Raw genomic sequence first — 18,048 nt, 5'->3', positions numbered from 1 at the left:
AACCTATTCTTTGTACATACTTTCTTTCAATTGTTGATTAAAGCTGTGTTGCTAAAAAGCGTTAAATATATTTTTAAGAAGATGCCTCATCCATACTTTGGCTGACGAGTACTGTTCTTGGTTTACTTCCCTCATAAGGTCCGACGATTCCTCGCAGCTCCATTTCATCAATTAACCTCGCTGCTCGCGTATAACCGATACGGAACCTCCTTTGCAACATGGAAACAGAGGCTGTTTGCATTTCAATGACAAGCTCAACTGCTTCATCATATAATTTGTCATCAACTTCACTTGCTTGTGAATCTGGTAAATCATCGGGAATCATTTCTTCTTGATATTGCGCTTTTTGCTGACCAATGACAAAATCAACAATTTCTTCTACTTCATCATCCGATAAAAATGCGCCTTGTACCCGAATAGGTTTTGATGCGCCGACTGGCATAAATAACATATCGCCTCTTCCTAATAACTTCTCTGCTCCGCCCATGTCTAAAATCGTCCTTGAATCCGTCATAGAAGAAACAGCAAACGCAATTCTTGATGGAATATTTGCTTTTATCACACCGGTGATGACATCTACTGAAGGACGTTGAGTCGCAATGATTAGATGAATACCAGCTGCCCTAGCCATTTGTGCTAATCTAGTGATTGCATCCTCAACATCCGATGAAGCAACCATCATTAAGTCCGCTAACTCATCAACAATAACAACGATGTAAGGGAGTAGTGGTTGCTTAGCTTCCTCTATTTTATTTTGCCTTTTTATAAATTCATTATAACCTTCTATGTTTCTTGTGCCTGTATGGGAGAATAATTCATATCTTCTCTCCATTTCGCTTACAACCTTTTTCAGTGCTTGAGAAGCTTTTTTGGCATTTGTCACAACAGGCGCTAATAGATGTGGGACGCCATTATATACATTAAGCTCTACCATTTTTGGGTCAATCATCATCAATTTCACTTCATGAGGTTTCGCTCTCATTAAAATACTAGTAATAATGCCATTAATACAAACACTCTTCCCACTTCCTGTCGCTCCAGCGACGAGCAAATGCGGCATTTTATTCAACTCTGCCGTGACAGCTTCGCCAGTAATATCTCTTCCTAAACCGATTAATAGTTTTGAATCATTGCGATCTTTACCTTTAGGTTCAATGACCTCTCTTAAGGAAACCATCGCAACTTCTGAATTCGGTACCTCTATCCCGATAGCTGATTTTCCTGGAATTGGTGCTTCAATTCGGATATCTTTTGCTGCTAAAGCAAGTGCTAAGTCGTCACTTAAACTAACAATTTTACTCACTTTCACACCTACATCAGGATGTACTTCATATTTGGTTACTGCCGGTCCAAGATGAACTTGGGTTACTTTAGCTTTGACACCAAAGCTTTGGAAGGTTCTCTCAAGCTTTGCTGCATTATCATGAATAAGTTTATATTCACCGCTTTGGTCGGTGTGATTAGGTGCCTTTAATAATTTCATTGGTGGTAGTTTATAATCCTTATTTTCCACTTCTGTAAATGTAATCGGTGGTACAGTCTCATCTTGCTGCTCTTCGTCCTCCGGTTGTCTCTCGCTTATCCCTTGTACCGGGACTGTAACATCTTGTTCTTGATCATAAGCATTTTGAGAAAAACTAGAAATAATTGGTTCTTCTGGTGTATTGTCTTTATCCATGTCTTCTGAGCTGTTATGGATTGTTATTGCCCGCTCTTCTTGATTCTCTTTACTTCTTCTCGTACGAGGTTTAGCATTGCGCTTATTCTTTTTACTTACCCAACCTTTTACATCATCAAGAAATGCTAGCCATTGTTTTTTTAGAAATTGAGCAAATGAAATGGTCATATCGCCCATCGCAGGGCCAAAAGTTTTCCCTGTAATTAATATAATTCCTACGATAATCAAGAGGAATGCAATAATTTTTGAGCCAGCTTCATCAAATAAATAATAGAAAACGGCAAACATTAATGCTCCAATCATGCCTCCACCTAAATCTGAAGTGCTGGCTTGATTTGTCACCTCACCCCAATAGAGACGCCATGTATTCATGATTACACTTGGGTCGGTAAATGCTCCCCCATTTGAAAGTAATTCAAATAACGTTACATGACTTAATAAAAGAAGTGCACTAATGATGAAGTACATGCCCACTAATTTCATATGAAAGAGATCAGGTCTCTCCCTTTTCCACATTAGAAATCCTGCATAAATCACTAATCCAATTAAACAAAGCATGTACCATTCGCCGGTAAAAAACCTGAAAAAAAGTACGATTGCTCCACCTACTGCCCCTAATTTCGCTATAGCAATCACTGCTAATGCGAGCATCACTAGAGCAGTTAATTCATATTTTAAAGTTTGTCTCACTTGTTGCTTTTTTCGCGTTTTACGCTTCTTTTTTTTCGCCATTTTATCACCTGATTTATAAGTACTTGAATGATGCATGAAAGAAGAGAGCAGCCTTTTAGTGGCTGCTCTACGTTTGTTCATTTATTATAGCATAATTTCATCCATCTTTTACTTAACTGAGGGTGATTTTTACTCCAGGTCCAATATTTTCATTCATGAAATCATTTGGGTCCGTACTCATTACTTGGATTACACGATATTCAGAACCACTAGTTAATTCCACTAGTAACGGGATACCTTCAAAGTTAACCACTTTTTGTTTCGCATATTCAGATGGTTCAGCTTGGTATATCCATTCACTTGGCATGGCTGTATATAATATCATTGCACAAGCCCCTCCTGATGTTCATTGTTTTCAATTAACTCCTCAAGTTTTTTTAATGCTGGGCCAATACCACCTACTTCATTAATCAAACCAAATTCAACAGCATCAGCACCAATCACATTCGTTCCAATATCTCTTGTCAAATTTCCTTTAGCAAACATTAAGTCTTTAAACTTCTCTTCAGTAATCTGTGAGTGTTTTGTTACAAAGTTAATGACGCGTTCTTGCATTTTATCTAAATACTCAAAAGTTTGTGGCACCCCAATTACTAAGCCGGTTAACCGAATGGGGTGAATGGTCATCGTTGCTGATTCAGCAATATAGGCATAATCACAAGATACGGCTATAGGTACACCTATTGAGTGTCCACCACCTAACACGATTGAAACTGTAGGTTTCGACAATGATGCTAACATTTCAGCAAGCGCTAATCCTGCTTCTACATCTCCACCTACAGTATTTAATATTACTAACAAACCTTCTATTTTTGGATTTTGCTCAATGGCTACAATCTGAGGGATAAGATGTTCATATTTTGTTGTCTTATTTTGTGGCGGTAGTTGTAAATGCCCTTCTATTTGTCCAACGATAGTCAAACAGTGAATTTTGGAATCTTGAGATAGTTGCGGTACATTTGTTTGACCTAATTGCTGTATCTTTTCCATTAAAGGCGATTGTTTATCTTCTTTAGGTTGTTGCTCTTGATCATTCCCATTCATTTCAAAATCCATAAGACTTCTCCCTTCAAACTTTTATATATTTAGTATGAACAGGGATGGGATTTTCATTCTACTAATGCTTTTAGAAACGAAGATATCTATTATCGAAATAAAAATATAAGCAGGCAACCACGAATACGTAATTGCCTGCTTTTTTAGGACTCCATAATTATCGGTAAGATCATCGGACGACGTTTTGTTTTATCAAATAAGAACTGATTGAGACCTTCTCTCATATCTTGTTTGATACCTGACCAGTCAAAAGCTTCTTTCGATAGTTTGGCTTCAACAATTTCTTTTACCAATTTGCTTGCTTCTGCAAGTAATTCTTCAGATTCTCTAACATAAACAAAGCCTCTTGTAATAATTTCTGGTCCTGCTGAAATGATTTTTTGTTTTTTGTTTAACGTAACAACCACAAGTAATATCCCATCTTGAGATAATAACTTACGATCTCTAAGGACAATATTACCAACATCACCTACACCACTGCCATCAATTAATACATGTCCGGTTGGGATCTTCCCCACATTTTTCATGGTTCCTTTTGCTATTTCATATAATTCTCCCTTTTCAGGAATAAAAATAGCTTCACTTTCCATACCAGTCGACTCAGCTACTTTTGCATGTGCCTTTAACATCCTATATTCTCCATGAACAGGAAAGAAATATCTCGGATTCATTAAATTAATCATGAATTTAAGCTCTTCTTTGCTACCATGACTAGATGTATTAAAACTCCCTTTACCTGAGACCACATGTGCTCCTCCCCTGAACAATACATCAACTGTTTTTGATAAATAAACTTCCGAACCTCTCAAAGGAGAAGCAAAGAATATCACATAATCTCCAGATTGAATATGCACTTGACGGTGAGAGTTTTTCGCCATCTTATACAGTGCATCAATTGGCTCTCCTTGCGTACCTGTCACTAAATAAATGATTTCTTCATCTGCCAAGTTTTTCACATCGTTCATAGAAACCATTACGTCTTCATAAATATCCAAAAACCCTAATCTGATGGCAATATCATATATTTTTTGCAAACTTCTTCCTACTATTGCTACTTTTCGGTTAGTCTGTTTCGCAGCGTCAAATACTTGTTGAATCCTAATTAACTCAGACGCAAATGTAGCTACTACGACTCTCCCTTTTGCTTGATAAAAATGCTTCACTAAATCATCTAATACTTCAGCTTCAGATTTTGTGTAGCCCGGCTTTTCTGCTTCTGTACTATCAGATAATAAGCATAAAACGCCATTTTCTCCGATTTTAGCCATTTTTCCAATTTCGGCTTTATAAAGTGGGCCAGCCGCTTGGTCAAATTTAAAATCCCCAGTGTAGACGATACTGCCTTGTGAGGTATGAATACATACCCCAACACTGTCTGGGATGCTATGATTTGTTTTAAAAAATGAAATTTCACAATGATCAAAGTGTAGTTCAGTATCACTATGTATTTCCACTAGTTTAGCTTTCCCTTTAAATCCTTGCTCTTTCATTTTTGCTTTTGCTAACGCAATCGTAAGCTTAGTTCCGTATACCGGGGCCTCAATTTGACGAAGCAAATAAGATAAAGCTCCAATATGGTCTTCATGTCCGTGGGTTAAAAATACTCCTTGCACACGATCTTTTTGTTGAATAAGATAGGTGAAATCTGGAATAACCGTATCAATTCCAAGCATTTCGTTCTCTGGAAGCATTAAACCTGCATCGATTACGAATAAATCCTCATCAACTTCGATTATGTACATATTCTTTCCTAATTCACCAACTCCACCTAGTGCTGCTAACTTGATGCTTTCGTTCTGTCTTTTCACTTATGTATCCTCCTATAGTTCATTCACCCGATCAAAATCAGTTATTCCCATTATACTTTAACTAAGAAAATAATAACAACCAAATTTATGCATTTTTGCGGTTATTAAGCAATTTATCCAGTTAAATTAAGTAATTAAACACTTTAGTAATTAAAGAAGACGGCACAATAAAGGATAATTTTACTTTAGCAAATACTCTCCTCAAAAAGTGATACCTAATATCAAGTTTTTAATAATTCAGTTAGTCTTGCTTTTAAAAAAAGAACGTAAAAGACCCAAGAAACGTGTAAATTCCCTTCATCCCGATTGATGTATTGGATTTGGATTGAACAAGGACTAAATAGTAGTAATCAAAGATTTAAATATCTCTAGTTCAGCTAGTATGCGAAAACTTCTCCAAGGATAGCTGCACTACTTATGTTTGCTTAATATATTTTAGATTTGTGTGAAATATAAGATGAGCCCCCTTTTTACTCCACTATCCAGTGTAAATTTGTTATGACATCACAAAAAAAATCTGAACAATTCAAACCCTAAGGTGGGAATGAACGTTCAGAATTTTTTGCTAACTATTTAATAATGGCAATCAGTGTAGCTCTTTCTTGTTCAGAAAGTGGTACCATTGGTAAACGCACCGAACCGACATCAAGGCCTTTGACCTGCAAAGCGGTTTTAACTGGTACAGGACTTGGCGCTGCAAACATCGCTTCCATTATTGGTAGTAAGGATTGGTGCAATTTTGCAGCCTCTTGATAGTGTCCATCTAAAAATGCTTGCACCATTTCTTGAATTTCAGAGCCGATTATATGTGAGGCCACTGATACAACACCTGCTCCACCAATGGATAAGACTGGTAAAGCGATACCATCGTCGCCACTATATAACAAGAAATCGTCATCTGTTTCAGCGATAATCTTCGTCATTGCATTAAGATCACCACTCGCTTCTTTTACAGAGACAATATTTTTAATCTTGGATAGTTCAATAATTGTTTCAGGTGCAATATTAACAGATGATCGACCTGGAATATTATATAACATAACAGGTAAATCTGTACTTGCTGCGATCGCTTTAAAATGTTCATATAAGCCAGCTTGGTTTGGCTTATTGTAATAAGGAGCGACTAACATGATGGCATCTACACCAATTTCTGCTGCTTTTTTCGTTAATTCAATGGATGAGTAAGTATTATTGCTACCTGTACCGGCAATAACTGGCACGCGTCCATCCGTTACCTTCACTACATGTTTAAACAAAGCAAGCTTTTCTTCTTTCGTTAACGTAGGGGATTCGCCTGTTGTTCCAGCAACAACAAGGGAATCTGTCCCATTCTCAATCAAATGATTAATCAACTGAGTTGTCTTTGCAAAATCAATATGCCCATTGATATCGAATGGCGTAACCATTGCTGTTGAAACTCTTCCGAATAAAACCATTTTTACACCTCTTTTTAATAATCACTTATATCATTTCTACTTGATCTTTTTCTAAATGAAAGGCATCATGGAGTGCATTGACTGCTTTCGGCAAATCTTCTTGTTCAACTAAAACCCAAATAGTCGTATGGCTATCTGCTGATTGCATAATTCTAATGCCTTGTTCCGAAAGTGCTGTTACAATTTTAGAGGCAACACCAGGTACACCTTGCATACCTGCACCGACAACTGAAACTTTCGCACAGCCTCTTTCCACTTTTGGTTCATGACCTAATCCATTTAAAATTTGTATCGCTTTATCGGTCATTTCTTCGGTCACTGTATAGGTTACTCCATGTGGATAAATATTAATGAAATCAACGCTAATGCCTTCTTTAGCCATTGCCTTAAAAACCTCTGATTGTAGGTCATACTGATTTTCTTTAGCAACCACTTTAATTTGCGTAATATTCGCTACATGTGCAATCCCGGTAACCGGCCTTTCTTTTATATCTGTTCCTCTACTTTGTTTCGTAACAGCCGTAACTAGCGTCCCTAAACCGTCTGTATAAGTGGAACGGATACGAATGGGAATTTTTGATTGCATCGCGATTTCAACTGCTCGTGGATGAATAACCTTTGCACCTTGATAAGCCATATTGCAAACTTCCGTATAAGTTACGACATCCAAAGAACGTGCATTCTGTGCAATCCGCGGATCAGCTGTCATAATCCCTTCAACATCTGTGAATATATCAATCCACTCTGCATTAAGGGCAGAACCTAGCGCAGCTGCTGAAGTATCACTACCGCCACGTCCAATCGTCGTTGTATCACCGTTTCTAGCTGATCCTTGAAAGCCTGCAACGACAACAACATCATGTAATTCTAACTCGTTTTTTAAACGTTCACATTTCATATCAATAATCTTCGCATTCATATGATCATGATTTGTACGAAAACCAGCTTGCGCACCTGTTAATGCGGTCGCCGTTAGCTCATTTTCTAAAAGCATATTCGTAAATACAACACTTGAAATAACTTCTCCACAAGATAGTAATAAATCTGTTTCACGTTTATTGATTTTGGCAAGGGGCGCACCAACAAGTGATAATAACGTGTCTGTTGCATAAGGGTCTCCCTTTCTTCCCATTGCAGAAACAACAACTACCACTTTGAACCCTTCCTGAACGGCATTTTTAATATGCCTTAATGCATGACTCCTGCCTTCTTCATTTTTTACCGATGTACCGCCAAATTTTTGAACGACGATTTTCATCTTAACACCTCGAGTAATTGCAATTTATTTCACTAACTTTAATTTAACAAGACTTTCTGCGATTTGTACAGAATTCCAGGCTGCACCTTTTAGTAGATTATCAGAAACGACCCACATATGGAACCCTTTTGGCTCATCTAAGTCATTGCGAATCCGACCGACGAACACTTCTGATTTACCAACACAATCTGCTGGCATTGGATAAATTTGCTGTTCAGGGTCATCTTGTAGTTCTATACCTGGTGCGGTACTTAACAAAGCTTTTATATCCTTTGCGTTAATGCCTTCCTGATCAATCTCAAAATACACAGATTCAGAATGACCAGTTCCTACGGGTAGACGAACACAAGTCGCAGCGACTGGTAAAGAAGGCAGATGCATAATTTTTTTCGTTTCATTAATCATTTTCATTTCTTCAAATGTATAACCGTTATCAACAAATTTATCTATTTGAGGAATGGCGTTAAAAGCGATTTGATAATGCTTTTTATCACCCTTTACTGGCAATACTTCAGGCGTGTATGCTTGATTATCTAGGATCGCTCTTGTTTGCTCTTGCAATTCATCAATAGCTGCTTGCCCTGAGCCAGAGACTGCTTGATAAGTGGAGACAATCACTTTATTTAAACCAAATGCTTTTCTAATCGGTTCAAGCGCTACAACCATTTGAATGGTTGAACAATTGGGATTGGCAATGATGCCATTATGGTTATGCAAGTCTTCTTCATTTACTTCAGGTACGATGAGTGGAGTATTTTCATCCATACGGAATGCACTCGTATTATCAACCACAATTGCTCCTCTCTTTACCGCTTCTGGAGCTAATTGTTTGGATACACTTCCCCCTGCACTAAACAAGGCAATATCTACACCTTCAAAACTATCAGGTGTAGCTTCTTCTACAGTATATTCCTTACCGTTATATTGAATCTTCTTCCCAGCTGAGCGAGACGAAGATAATACTTTCAACGTTGATATCGGAAAAGCACGCTCTTCCAATGTTTTTAACATTTGTTCACCTACTGCTCCTGTTGCTCCTACTACAGCTACATGGAAGTCTTTTTTCTCTGTCATAACCATTTCTCCTTCCGGCCAACATAATGATTGATATTTTTTAGTTTACCTTTCAGCTAACAAACAAGTGAGCGACTATCTTTCAGTCGTATTTCAGCTATGAGAGCGAGCTAGAGATAGTATACTAAGATTATTTTATATTTTATCATATTCCCGCATTAAAAAATAAAATTTTATGAGAAAACATGGCTTATCGCCAAGTCTACTGGCGAAAGCCGTCGTCTGCTAAATATTCATGAGTTAACAAAAGGAACTATGATAAATCTCGAACTTAGTTACCATCTTTGTATCTTTCTACAATGACTGGCTGAATCTGTTCACCATTTATTGCTTTCACTATTGTATCAGATAATGCGGTCATACGGGCGACCATTGAGTTCGGTTTCTTCACCGGGTCATCTTGCCCAAATGGGATAAAATAAATATTTTTTGTTGACATTAAACGCATGAGATTTGTGCCATTTAAGCCAAGTGCATCATTAGTCGATATACCTAGTACAACTGGTTTTTCGTTCCTTAATGTTGCTTTGGCAGCCATAAGCACTGGAGAATCTGTCATAGCATTTGCAAATTTACTCATGGAGTTTCCTGTTAATGGGGCAACAACCATGCAATCTAATGGGATTTTCGGACCTAATGGTTCTGCTTTTACAATAGAATCGATGACTTTATTCCCAGTCACTTCTTCTATTCTTTTAATCCAATCTTCTCCATCGCCAAATCTTGTCACCGTGTTTTGAACTGTAAAAGTCACGACTGGTATTACTTCAGCTCCTGCCCCGACTAACTTCTCTATTTCCGGAAAAACGGCATCATATGTGCAATGCGACCCAGTTAACCCGAATCCTATTTTTTTCCCTTTTAAATTCATGATTGTTTATCCTCCCTTTCATCAAAATTAGCCAAAATCAATTGTGAAAGAACATTAGCTAAAATACGTCCCGCTGTTTTTGGTGCAACGATTCCTGGAAGGCCAGGTGCTAATAGTGCTTTGACCCCGCGTTTCTCTGCGTACCTAAAGTCCGTACCACCCGGTTTAGAAGCTAAATCAATAATGAGCGTATGAACTGGCATTTTCGCTATTACTGACGCCACCACGACTTGTACGGGAATTGTATTAATGCATATATCTGTATCCACAACGGCTTCTTCAATATCACTCAAATGAAAAGGCGTAAGACCCATTTCAGTTATTCTCGCTATATGCTCGCTTTTTCTAGCTCCTACTTTCACTTTAGCTCCTAAAGCATGAAATGCACGAGCTATACTCATACCTGTTCTTCCTAGTCCTAATACAGTCACATTTGATCCGTGAATTGTAAAATCAGTATGTTGAATGGCCATCATTAATGCACCTTCAACAGTGGGGATTGAATTGTATATTGCGACATCATCACGATTAAATAATTGAACAACTTCACGATCTGCTTTGGTTGAAATTTCTTGAAGATAAGGAGGATTAATACCAGAATAAATTTTACAATGTTGCGGTGTTTTCTTTAAAATTTCTTCATTTATTGTAATTTTTTCATTAGAGAAAATTGTATCAATCTGTCCATCCACCCCAGCCCCAGGCACTGGCAATATAATGGCGTCAATGCATGTAAAGTCAACTTCATCTAACTTCTCCTTTACTGCACCAGAAAAAGCGTGGTCAAGCTGTTCAAAACCAACTAAATATAATTTTGCATCCAATTCTGTCAGCTTACGAATGACCTCAAGCTGCCTTGCATCTCCGCCGATCACTGCAATTTGTAATCCTGTCAGCATGCAACACTCACCTTCTTTTAAAGAACTTTTTATGTTCTTTTACTCAATTACTTCAACATCTTATGTAGAAATGACCTATTCGGTGAGTTCTCTAACAAAGAATAGACTCTAAGTTTGAACCTTAGTTGTGAAGAGAAGATTGATAAAGAATGAAGGACGAAACTCCTTACTTTTAAAAAACACTTTAAATAAGAAAAGTTATTAAATAGTGAGGTAGCGACTCATCTTTATTCACATACAATAAAATGCTAAGTGAGGAGGAAATAAAATGAAAAACATAACAGATTCTAGGTTTATTACAACTGACGATCCGAAATCTCAGCAGTTTGTCTTCCAGTTACCTAAGGAATGGGAAACAAGACCCTATGAGTATGAATGGGCAAAAAATTTTGCAGACAAAAATGAAATTGTTCTCGATGCAGCCTGTGGATTGGGGCATCCCTTAAAATTTTATCTAAGTGAGATATGCAAACACACTTTTGCCTGTGATATCGATGAGAGATTATTAGACAGTAAAGCCATTTTGTTAGATATGAAGGAAACATATACACATGACGACATACAAGAAGGAAATGTACAGCGATTGTTAAACAACTTATCTATGAATTGCTGTTCCTTAACTGATTTACCATACAGTGGGCAACTATTTGATAAAATCTTCTGTATTTCCGTTATTGAACATTTAAGTATTGAGGATATATATAAAAGCCTTGTAGAGTTTAAACGTGTATTAAAAGAGGATGGACTTATTATTTTAACATGTGAATATCCTACCATCGATCTAGACATGTTCAATCGTATGATTCACGAAGCTGGATTAACCTTTTTTGATCATGTGACCTTCACCCGACCTTCTAATGTCCTCACATCAACTATATGGGGAGAATTAAGTTGTTTTCGTGCGGTTTTAAAAAAGAACAAAGGCTAAAGAAAATATAATTTTTATAATAAAAAAAGAACAATTTCCTATCTTAACAAACGGGAAATTGTTCTCTTTTATTTATAGCCCTTGAGGTAATTCACCATCTGGACTAATTAAGGCTAAGGAGTAGTCATCTGTAAAGATCTTTTTCGCCATTTCATTGACTTCATCCATTGATACTTCATCAATTTCTTCAATAATTTTATCTAATGTACGATGAGATCCAAGCAATAGTTCATTTTTGCCGTTACGGCTCATGCGACTATTTGTACTTTCTAAACTTAGCATTAAGCCACCTTTTAATTGCTCTTTACTATTGACTAATTCTTTTTCTGTTATTCCGTTTCGTTTTAAAACGTCTAATGTGTTCTGAATCGTTTCGAAAAGAACATTCATTTGTTTCGCACCGGTACCGCCATATATTGTAACCAAACCACTATCTTTAAAAGAAGAGTGATAAGAAAACACAGAGTAAGCGAGCCCCTTATCTTCCCTCACATCTTGGAATAAGCGACTACTCATGCTACCACCAAGAATATTATTTAGAACGATCAACTGATACATATCATCATGACCGACTGGAAGTCCGTTAAACCCTAAACAAAGATGCGCTTGTTCCGTTTCTTTCTTTCTGGCGATCTTATTATTGTGAAAAGTAGGTACTGTTTCGTTTACTGCCGGACTACCACCTGTATATGTACCAAAATGCGACTCAACTTCTTTAATAAATGATTCAGGCACATTACCTGCAATGGAGATGACGACATTCTCAGATATATAGTGATTATGCATATAGTCTCTTAATGTGTCCCCGTTAAACGTTTCTAGTGTTTCTTCCGTTCCGAGTATAGGGTACCCCAATGAATGACTTTCATATACACCCTTGCTTAAAACATCATGGACAATATCATCCGGTGTATCTTCATACATTTTAATTTCTTCGTAGACAACATTTTTCTCTTTTTTCAACTCTTCGTTATCGAAGGAAGAGTTGAAAAACATATCTGCTAGTACATCTAACGCAAATGAGGCGTGAGTATCCAGTACTTTTGCGTAATAGCATGTATATTCCTTTGATGTGAAAGCGTTCACTTGTCCACCAATACTATCAAAAGACTCCGCTATTTCTCTAGCTGTTTTTGACTCTGTACCTTTAAAAATCATATGTTCAAGAAAGTGGGAAATCCCATTATTCTCTTTATCTTCATTTCTTGATCCTGTTCCAATCCAAACGCCAATGGCAACAGAGCGGACAGTCGGAATATTTTCTAATACGATTCTTGTTCCATTTTTGCAAGTATATCTTTTAATCAAGCATGCTCCTCCTGTTCTGTTTGCAAGCTGTCTTTTTTTCGAATGATACGAAATGCTTTTCAAAACAACTGTTTATCATTCATTAGAAAAAAAGACTCATGATGGTAGAATAACATAAGTGTATCTATTGTTGCTATTTTTTGCAAAATCTCGCTTGTTATTTTTTCGGCTTTTCGTGTGATCCGATTCTTTCCTCTGATAATAAGGATGTCACTGTCCCAATTTGTAAGTCTTTGTCTTTAATCCCTACAATCATTCTGTCCAGTGCATTTGCTGTTGATTCTGTTGGATGCATTAAGACCATTGAACCATTTTCTACTTTATTGACTACACGATTAATAATCGTTTCAGGTGATGGTTTTTGCCAATCTATCGTATCGACAGTCCACATCACAGTAAGTAGTCCTTGCCCATTAGCAATGTTGACGGTTTGATTACGATAACTACCACTTGGGGGGGCAAACCATTTCACCTTTTGTTCAGTCGTCGCCTCTATGACTTCGTTAGTTTTCGCAATTTCTTCTTTCGTTTTTTGATCAGAAGCAACTTTCAAATCAGGATGCGTATAAGAATGATTGCCAATTTCGTGCCCTGCGGCAACAATCATTTTTGCTAAATCAGGGTTATTTTGCGTCCATCTTCCTTCTAAAAAAAACGTTGCTTTTACATTATGTTTCTTTAATGTTTCCAACATTTTAGGAAGATACTCATTTCCCCAAGCTACATTAATTAATAAACTAACCATCGGCTTGTCTGGATGGCCCTTATAAATCGGTGAAGGTTCTAAATCTTCTAGATGGATTTTTGGTTTTACTTCGGAAAATACGAGTTTCTCTTTATCAAAGGACCCGTCCTTTTTCATCTTTTTATAAGATGCATTCACATCAACCTTTAGTCCATTTAATCCTGGAATCGCCTTCCATACTCTATCTATAACAGCATCCTTGGCAGGTACTTCAAACGTCTTCGCTTGCTCCTTTATTTCTATTAAAAGCGGATCATCTACTTTACTTACCGATATGCTTTCATTCAGGGCTAAAGACATATATTGATCTGTTAACGGGTTCGCAACGATTAAAAATCCACTAATGACTATTACCAGCGTGTATCCAATTTTTCTCATAACACCAGCCTCCCTCTTCATTAAAATATGTTAAAGGAGGACAAGGTAGAACAGTTTAACTATTTGATAAAGCGCTTACATAATAACAATCCCTTTGACAAGTAAAAGAAACAAGCCAAGGGCTCACAAAAAACATCATCATTTTATATTCTAACAAAAAAAGAAAGAAAAAAATCAGGGGACAACCCTGACTTTCTTACAAGTTTATTTATTCTCAGCTTTTTCTTTTTGTTCACGCTGCTCTTTTAATACAGCTTTACGAGAAAGGTTCACTCTACCTTGTTTATCGATTTCCGTCACTTTTACAAGGACTTCATCACCTATTGAAAGCACATCTTCGACTTTTCCTACCCGCTCTTCAGCTAGTTCAGAAATATGAACAAGTCCATCTTTCCCATTAAAGATTTCTACGAAAGCACCAAATTTCTCTATGCGCTTCACTTTACCCAAATACATTTGTCCAACTTCTACTTCACGAACGATATCTTCAATGATTTTCTTCGCTTTTTGGTTCATCGCTTCATCGACTGAAGAAATAAATACTGTACCATCTTGTTCGATATCAATTTTTACGCCCGTTTCTTCAATGATTTTATTGATTTGTTTTCCACTTGGTCCAATAACATCACGGATTTTATCTGGGTTAATTGACATCATTAAGATTTTCGGTGCATATTGTGAAAGCTCTTTATTAGGTTCAGCAATTGTTGCTAGCATGGAATCAAGAATCTGCATTCTACCGATTTTTGCTTGTTGTAATGCCTCTTCTAAAATTTCTCTAGAAAGACCATCTATTTTAATATCCATTTGTAGTGCTGTAACGCCTTTACTTGTACCTGCTACTTTAAAGTCCATATCACCTAAGTGATCTTCCATTCCTTGAATATCGGTTAGAATAGAGTAATAATCACCTGATTTGATAAGACCCATCGCAATACCAGCAACTGGCGCTTTAATTGGTACCCCAGCGTCCATCATTGCTAAAGTACTTGCACAGATACTTGCTTGTGAGGTGGAACCATTAGATTCCAACACTTCAGAAACAAGTCGAATCGTATAAGGAAAATCCTTTTCTGATGGAATAATTGGTTCTAAAGCTCTTTCTCCTAAAGCACCGTGTCCGATTTCACGACGACCAGGTCCTCTCATCGGGCCAGTTTCACCAACACTGAAATTAGGAAAATTATAATGGTGCATAAAACGTTTTTCTTCTTCAATGCCAAGACCATCTAAAATTTGTACATCACCAAGCGCACCTAATGTACAAATGCTCAACGCTTGTGTTTGACCACGTGTAAACAGTCCTGATCCATGTGTACGTGGAAGTAAATCAATCTCAGATGACAGCGGACGAATTTCCTCTAGTCCACGCCCATCAGGTCTTACTTTATCTTCAGTAATTAAGCGGCGTACTTCTTGTTTAACAATTTTATCAAGTACTTGCTTTACTTGTTTAAGATAGTCATCATCAACTTCTTGCTCTTCAAAATGGGTGATCACTTTATCTTTGACAACTTTAATGGCCGCTTCTCTAGCATGTTTTTCTTGAACTTGAATAGCAGGAATCATATCCGCTTCACACATAGCGCGCACAGTTGCATTAATCTCTTCATCGACTTGATAAAGTGTAACTTCCATCTTGTCTTTACCAATTTCTTCAGCAATCTTCTCTTGGAAGGCAATTAATCGTTTTATCTCATCATGACCAAACATAATTGCTTCAAGCATCGTTTCTTCAGGAACTTCTTCTGCCCCTGCTTCTACCATGTTGATCGCATCTTTCGTACCAGCAACGACTAAATGAATATCACTTTTTTCTGTTTGTTCTACAGAAGGGTTAATGATAAATTCATTGTCAACTCTGCCAACAGTTACACCTGCAATTGGACCGGCAAACGGAATATCAGAAACACTTAATGCAAGAGATGACCCAAACATTGCCGCCATTTCCGAAGAACAATCTTGGTCGACACTCATAACCATACTGACAACTTGAACATCATTGCGGAAACCGTCCGGGAAAAGTGGTCGAATTGGTCTATCAATTAATCGGCTAGCTAGAATGGCTCTTTCACTTGGACGACCTTCACGTTTAATAAAGCCGCCAGGTATTTTACCGACTGCGTATAATCTTTCCTCATAGTTCACAGTAAGTGGAAAGAAATCTAAGTTCTTCGGTTCTTTTGATGCCGTTGCTGTACTTAGTACAGCTGTATCACCATAGCGAACCAATACAGCACCGTTTGCTTGCTTTGCTAATTGTCCAATTTCAACAGACAACTTGCGTCCAGCCCAATCTATGCTGTAGATATGCTTATCTTGTCCCATATTTGTACCCCTCTCTACCATTTCACTTACAAAATCATATATACTAAAGCAAAATGCCATGACATATTTTCATCATTAATACTATTATGCACACTTTTTCAAATATATAAAATAACAAAATTTTATGTAGAATAGCGTTTTTAGGCTAATAAAAAAGCGGGAAAAAATCCCGCTTCTTCAAATAAGAAGACAAGCTTCTTATTATCGACGTAAACCAAGCTTATTGATTAACTCACGGTAACGTTGTACATCTTTGTTACGAAGGTAAGTTAATAGGTTACGACGTTTACCTACCATTTTTAATAGACCACGACGAGAGTGGTGATCTTTCTTATGAGTACGTAAATGTTCGTTCAAATTGTTGATTTCTTCTGTAAGGACAGCGATTTGAACTTCTGGAGATCCAGTATCATTTTCATGAGTTTTGTACTCACTGATAAGTTCATTTTTACGTTCTTTAGTGATTGCCATCCGATTCACCTCCTAAAATTTCAATCCCCTGTTACTGAGCGAGCGTCGGTGACTCGACTTGCCAAGCAAAGGTTCATCAATCAATACGTTTATAAGAATACAACTTTTTTAGACAAAATGCAAGAATTAACCGTTGTTTTTTGCAAAATAATCGAGTGTTGCTTGCTTATCTTTAGCAATTTGCTCTATTAAAGCTTCAATTCCATTAAACTTTCGTTCATCTCTAATATGTTGATGCCACTCTACTTCAACCTCTTCACCATATATATCTTGATCGAAATCAAAAATATGAACTTCAATAGAAGGGGTCTTTAAGTCATCATGGAAAGTTGGCTTATAGCCTAAATTACAGACCCCTTTACGCCATTTTCCTTGAACAAAAATTCTTACAGCGTAAACACCTGTAGGCGGGGTGATGAAATCTTCGCTAACAGCAACGTTTGCTGTTGGAAAACCTAATTGTCTCCCTCTTTGATCACCTTGCACGACCGGACCACTAACTGTATAGTATCTTCCCAAAAGCGGAGGGATTTTTTCAACGCTCCCCTCTTTTAAGTAAGACCTAATAAGCGAGGAACTAATCTTGGCATTATCTCTTTTTAATTGTGGAATCGTGGTTGTAGAGAAATACCCTTTAGCATGTGTCTTTATCGTATCCATAGTGCCTTTTCCGAATTTACCATACGTATAATCAAATCCAGCAGATACATGTGATACATTTAAATCAATAATATACTGATCGATAAAAGCTTCTGGATCTAGATTAGCAAATGCTTTAGAAAAGTGCACAATAAATAAATAATCAATGCCTAACTGTGCAACAATCTTAATTTTCTCATTTATCGGTGTGATGTATCTAATTTGTTCTTGTGGATCACCTAATACAGCTGATGGATGAGGATCAAATGTCATTACGGCACTTTTCAACCCTAGTTCAGCTGCCTTCTCCTTTGCATTTTGCATCACTTTCTGGTGACCAAGATGAACACCGTCGAAAAAGCCCAATGCCATTGAAAGAGGTGGCCAGCTATCTTTAGTATGGTTATGTGGATGTACTATTTTTATAACTTCCATGATC

Annotated in this window: 15 protein-coding genes; 1 reads left to right on the top strand and 14 read right to left on the bottom strand. The window is 37.2% G+C overall.

Going from position 1 to position 18,048, the window contains the following annotated elements; all coding sequences use genetic code 11:
* Positions 1–73: 73 nt before the first annotated feature.
* The 9 genes from MKX67_RS10420 to dpaA form a co-directional block, all read right to left on the bottom strand.
* Positions 74–2,410 carry a DNA translocase FtsK gene (locus tag MKX67_RS10420; protein WP_095369474.1) on the bottom strand — a complete coding sequence of 779 codons (2,337 nt, stop codon included), beginning with the start codon at positions 2,408–2,410 and terminating at the stop codon, positions 74–76.
* A gap of 112 nt (positions 2,411–2,522) precedes the next feature.
* Entirely contained in the window at positions 2,523–2,735 is a 213-nt protein-coding gene (locus tag MKX67_RS10415) for a YlzJ-like family protein (protein WP_095369475.1), read from the bottom strand.
* Positions 2,732–3,454: an ATP-dependent Clp protease proteolytic subunit gene (locus MKX67_RS10410; protein WP_233435397.1), complete on the bottom strand. Its 723-nt coding sequence runs from the start codon at positions 3,452–3,454 to the stop codon at positions 2,732–2,734. Before MKX67_RS10410 ends, MKX67_RS10415 begins: the two co-directional genes overlap by 4 nt.
* Before the next feature lie 155 nt (positions 3,455–3,609).
* The gene (locus tag MKX67_RS10405; protein WP_218971969.1) at positions 3,610–5,274 is read right to left on the bottom strand and encodes a ribonuclease J; all 1,665 of its coding nucleotides are present in this window, start codon (positions 5,272–5,274) and stop codon (positions 3,610–3,612) included.
* 569 nt (positions 5,275–5,843) lie between these two features.
* Positions 5,844–6,710: a 4-hydroxy-tetrahydrodipicolinate synthase gene (dapA, locus tag MKX67_RS10400; RefSeq protein ID WP_095369477.1), complete on the bottom strand. Its 867-nt coding sequence runs from the start codon at positions 6,708–6,710 to the stop codon at positions 5,844–5,846.
* Between the two features lie 25 nt (positions 6,711–6,735).
* Positions 6,736–7,968, bottom strand: coding sequence for an aspartate kinase (dapG, locus tag MKX67_RS10395; protein WP_307314365.1), 1,233 nt, complete (start codon positions 7,966–7,968; stop codon positions 6,736–6,738).
* Positions 7,969–7,992: 24 nt separating this feature from the next.
* Entirely contained in the window at positions 7,993–9,042 is a 1,050-nt protein-coding gene (gene asd, locus MKX67_RS10390; RefSeq protein WP_095369479.1) for an aspartate-semialdehyde dehydrogenase, read from the bottom strand.
* Between the two features lie 271 nt (positions 9,043–9,313).
* Positions 9,314–9,913, bottom strand: coding sequence for a dipicolinate synthase subunit B (gene dpaB, locus MKX67_RS10385; RefSeq protein ID WP_095369480.1), 600 nt, complete (start codon positions 9,911–9,913; stop codon positions 9,314–9,316).
* On the bottom strand, positions 9,910–10,812 hold the full coding sequence (dpaA, locus tag MKX67_RS10380) for a dipicolinic acid synthetase subunit A (RefSeq protein ID WP_095369481.1): 903 nt from the start codon (positions 10,810–10,812) through the stop codon (positions 9,910–9,912). The genes dpaB and dpaA overlap by 4 nt, the downstream gene beginning before the upstream one ends.
* A 268-nt stretch (positions 10,813–11,080) precedes the next feature.
* Between dpaA and MKX67_RS10375 the strand changes: the two genes are divergently transcribed.
* Positions 11,081–11,740 (top strand): class I SAM-dependent methyltransferase, encoded by a 660-nt coding sequence (locus tag MKX67_RS10375; RefSeq protein ID WP_342489217.1) that lies wholly within the window; start codon positions 11,081–11,083, stop codon positions 11,738–11,740.
* Positions 11,741–11,812: 72 nt separating this feature from the next.
* On the opposite strand, the gene MKX67_RS10370 is transcribed toward MKX67_RS10375, so the two are convergent.
* From MKX67_RS10370 to ribF, 5 genes are all read right to left on the bottom strand, one after another.
* On the bottom strand, positions 11,813–13,048 hold the full coding sequence (locus tag MKX67_RS10370; protein WP_322909241.1) for a pitrilysin family protein: 1,236 nt from the start codon (positions 13,046–13,048) through the stop codon (positions 11,813–11,815).
* A gap of 157 nt (positions 13,049–13,205) precedes the next feature.
* Positions 13,206–14,171 carry a polysaccharide deacetylase family protein gene (locus tag MKX67_RS10365; protein ID WP_322909240.1) on the bottom strand — a complete coding sequence of 322 codons (966 nt, stop codon included), beginning with the start codon at positions 14,169–14,171 and terminating at the stop codon, positions 13,206–13,208.
* Between the two features lie 204 nt (positions 14,172–14,375).
* Positions 14,376–16,499, bottom strand: coding sequence for a polyribonucleotide nucleotidyltransferase (pnp, locus tag MKX67_RS10360; RefSeq protein WP_095369485.1), 2,124 nt, complete (start codon positions 16,497–16,499; stop codon positions 14,376–14,378).
* A gap of 201 nt (positions 16,500–16,700) precedes the next feature.
* Positions 16,701–16,970 carry a 30S ribosomal protein S15 gene (gene rpsO, locus MKX67_RS10355; RefSeq protein WP_095369486.1) on the bottom strand — a complete coding sequence of 90 codons (270 nt, stop codon included), beginning with the start codon at positions 16,968–16,970 and terminating at the stop codon, positions 16,701–16,703.
* 126 nt (positions 16,971–17,096) lie between these two features.
* Positions 17,097–18,044: a bifunctional riboflavin kinase/FAD synthetase gene (ribF, locus tag MKX67_RS10350; RefSeq protein WP_095369487.1), complete on the bottom strand. Its 948-nt coding sequence runs from the start codon at positions 18,042–18,044 to the stop codon at positions 17,097–17,099.
* Positions 18,045–18,048 lie beyond the last annotated feature (4 nt).

This window comes from Cytobacillus sp. FSL W7-1323 (assembly GCF_038595015.1).
GTDB lineage: Bacteria > Bacillota > Bacilli > Bacillales > Cytobacillaceae > Cytobacillus > Cytobacillus kochii.
This window is presented reverse-complemented; position numbering and strand designations above follow the sequence as displayed.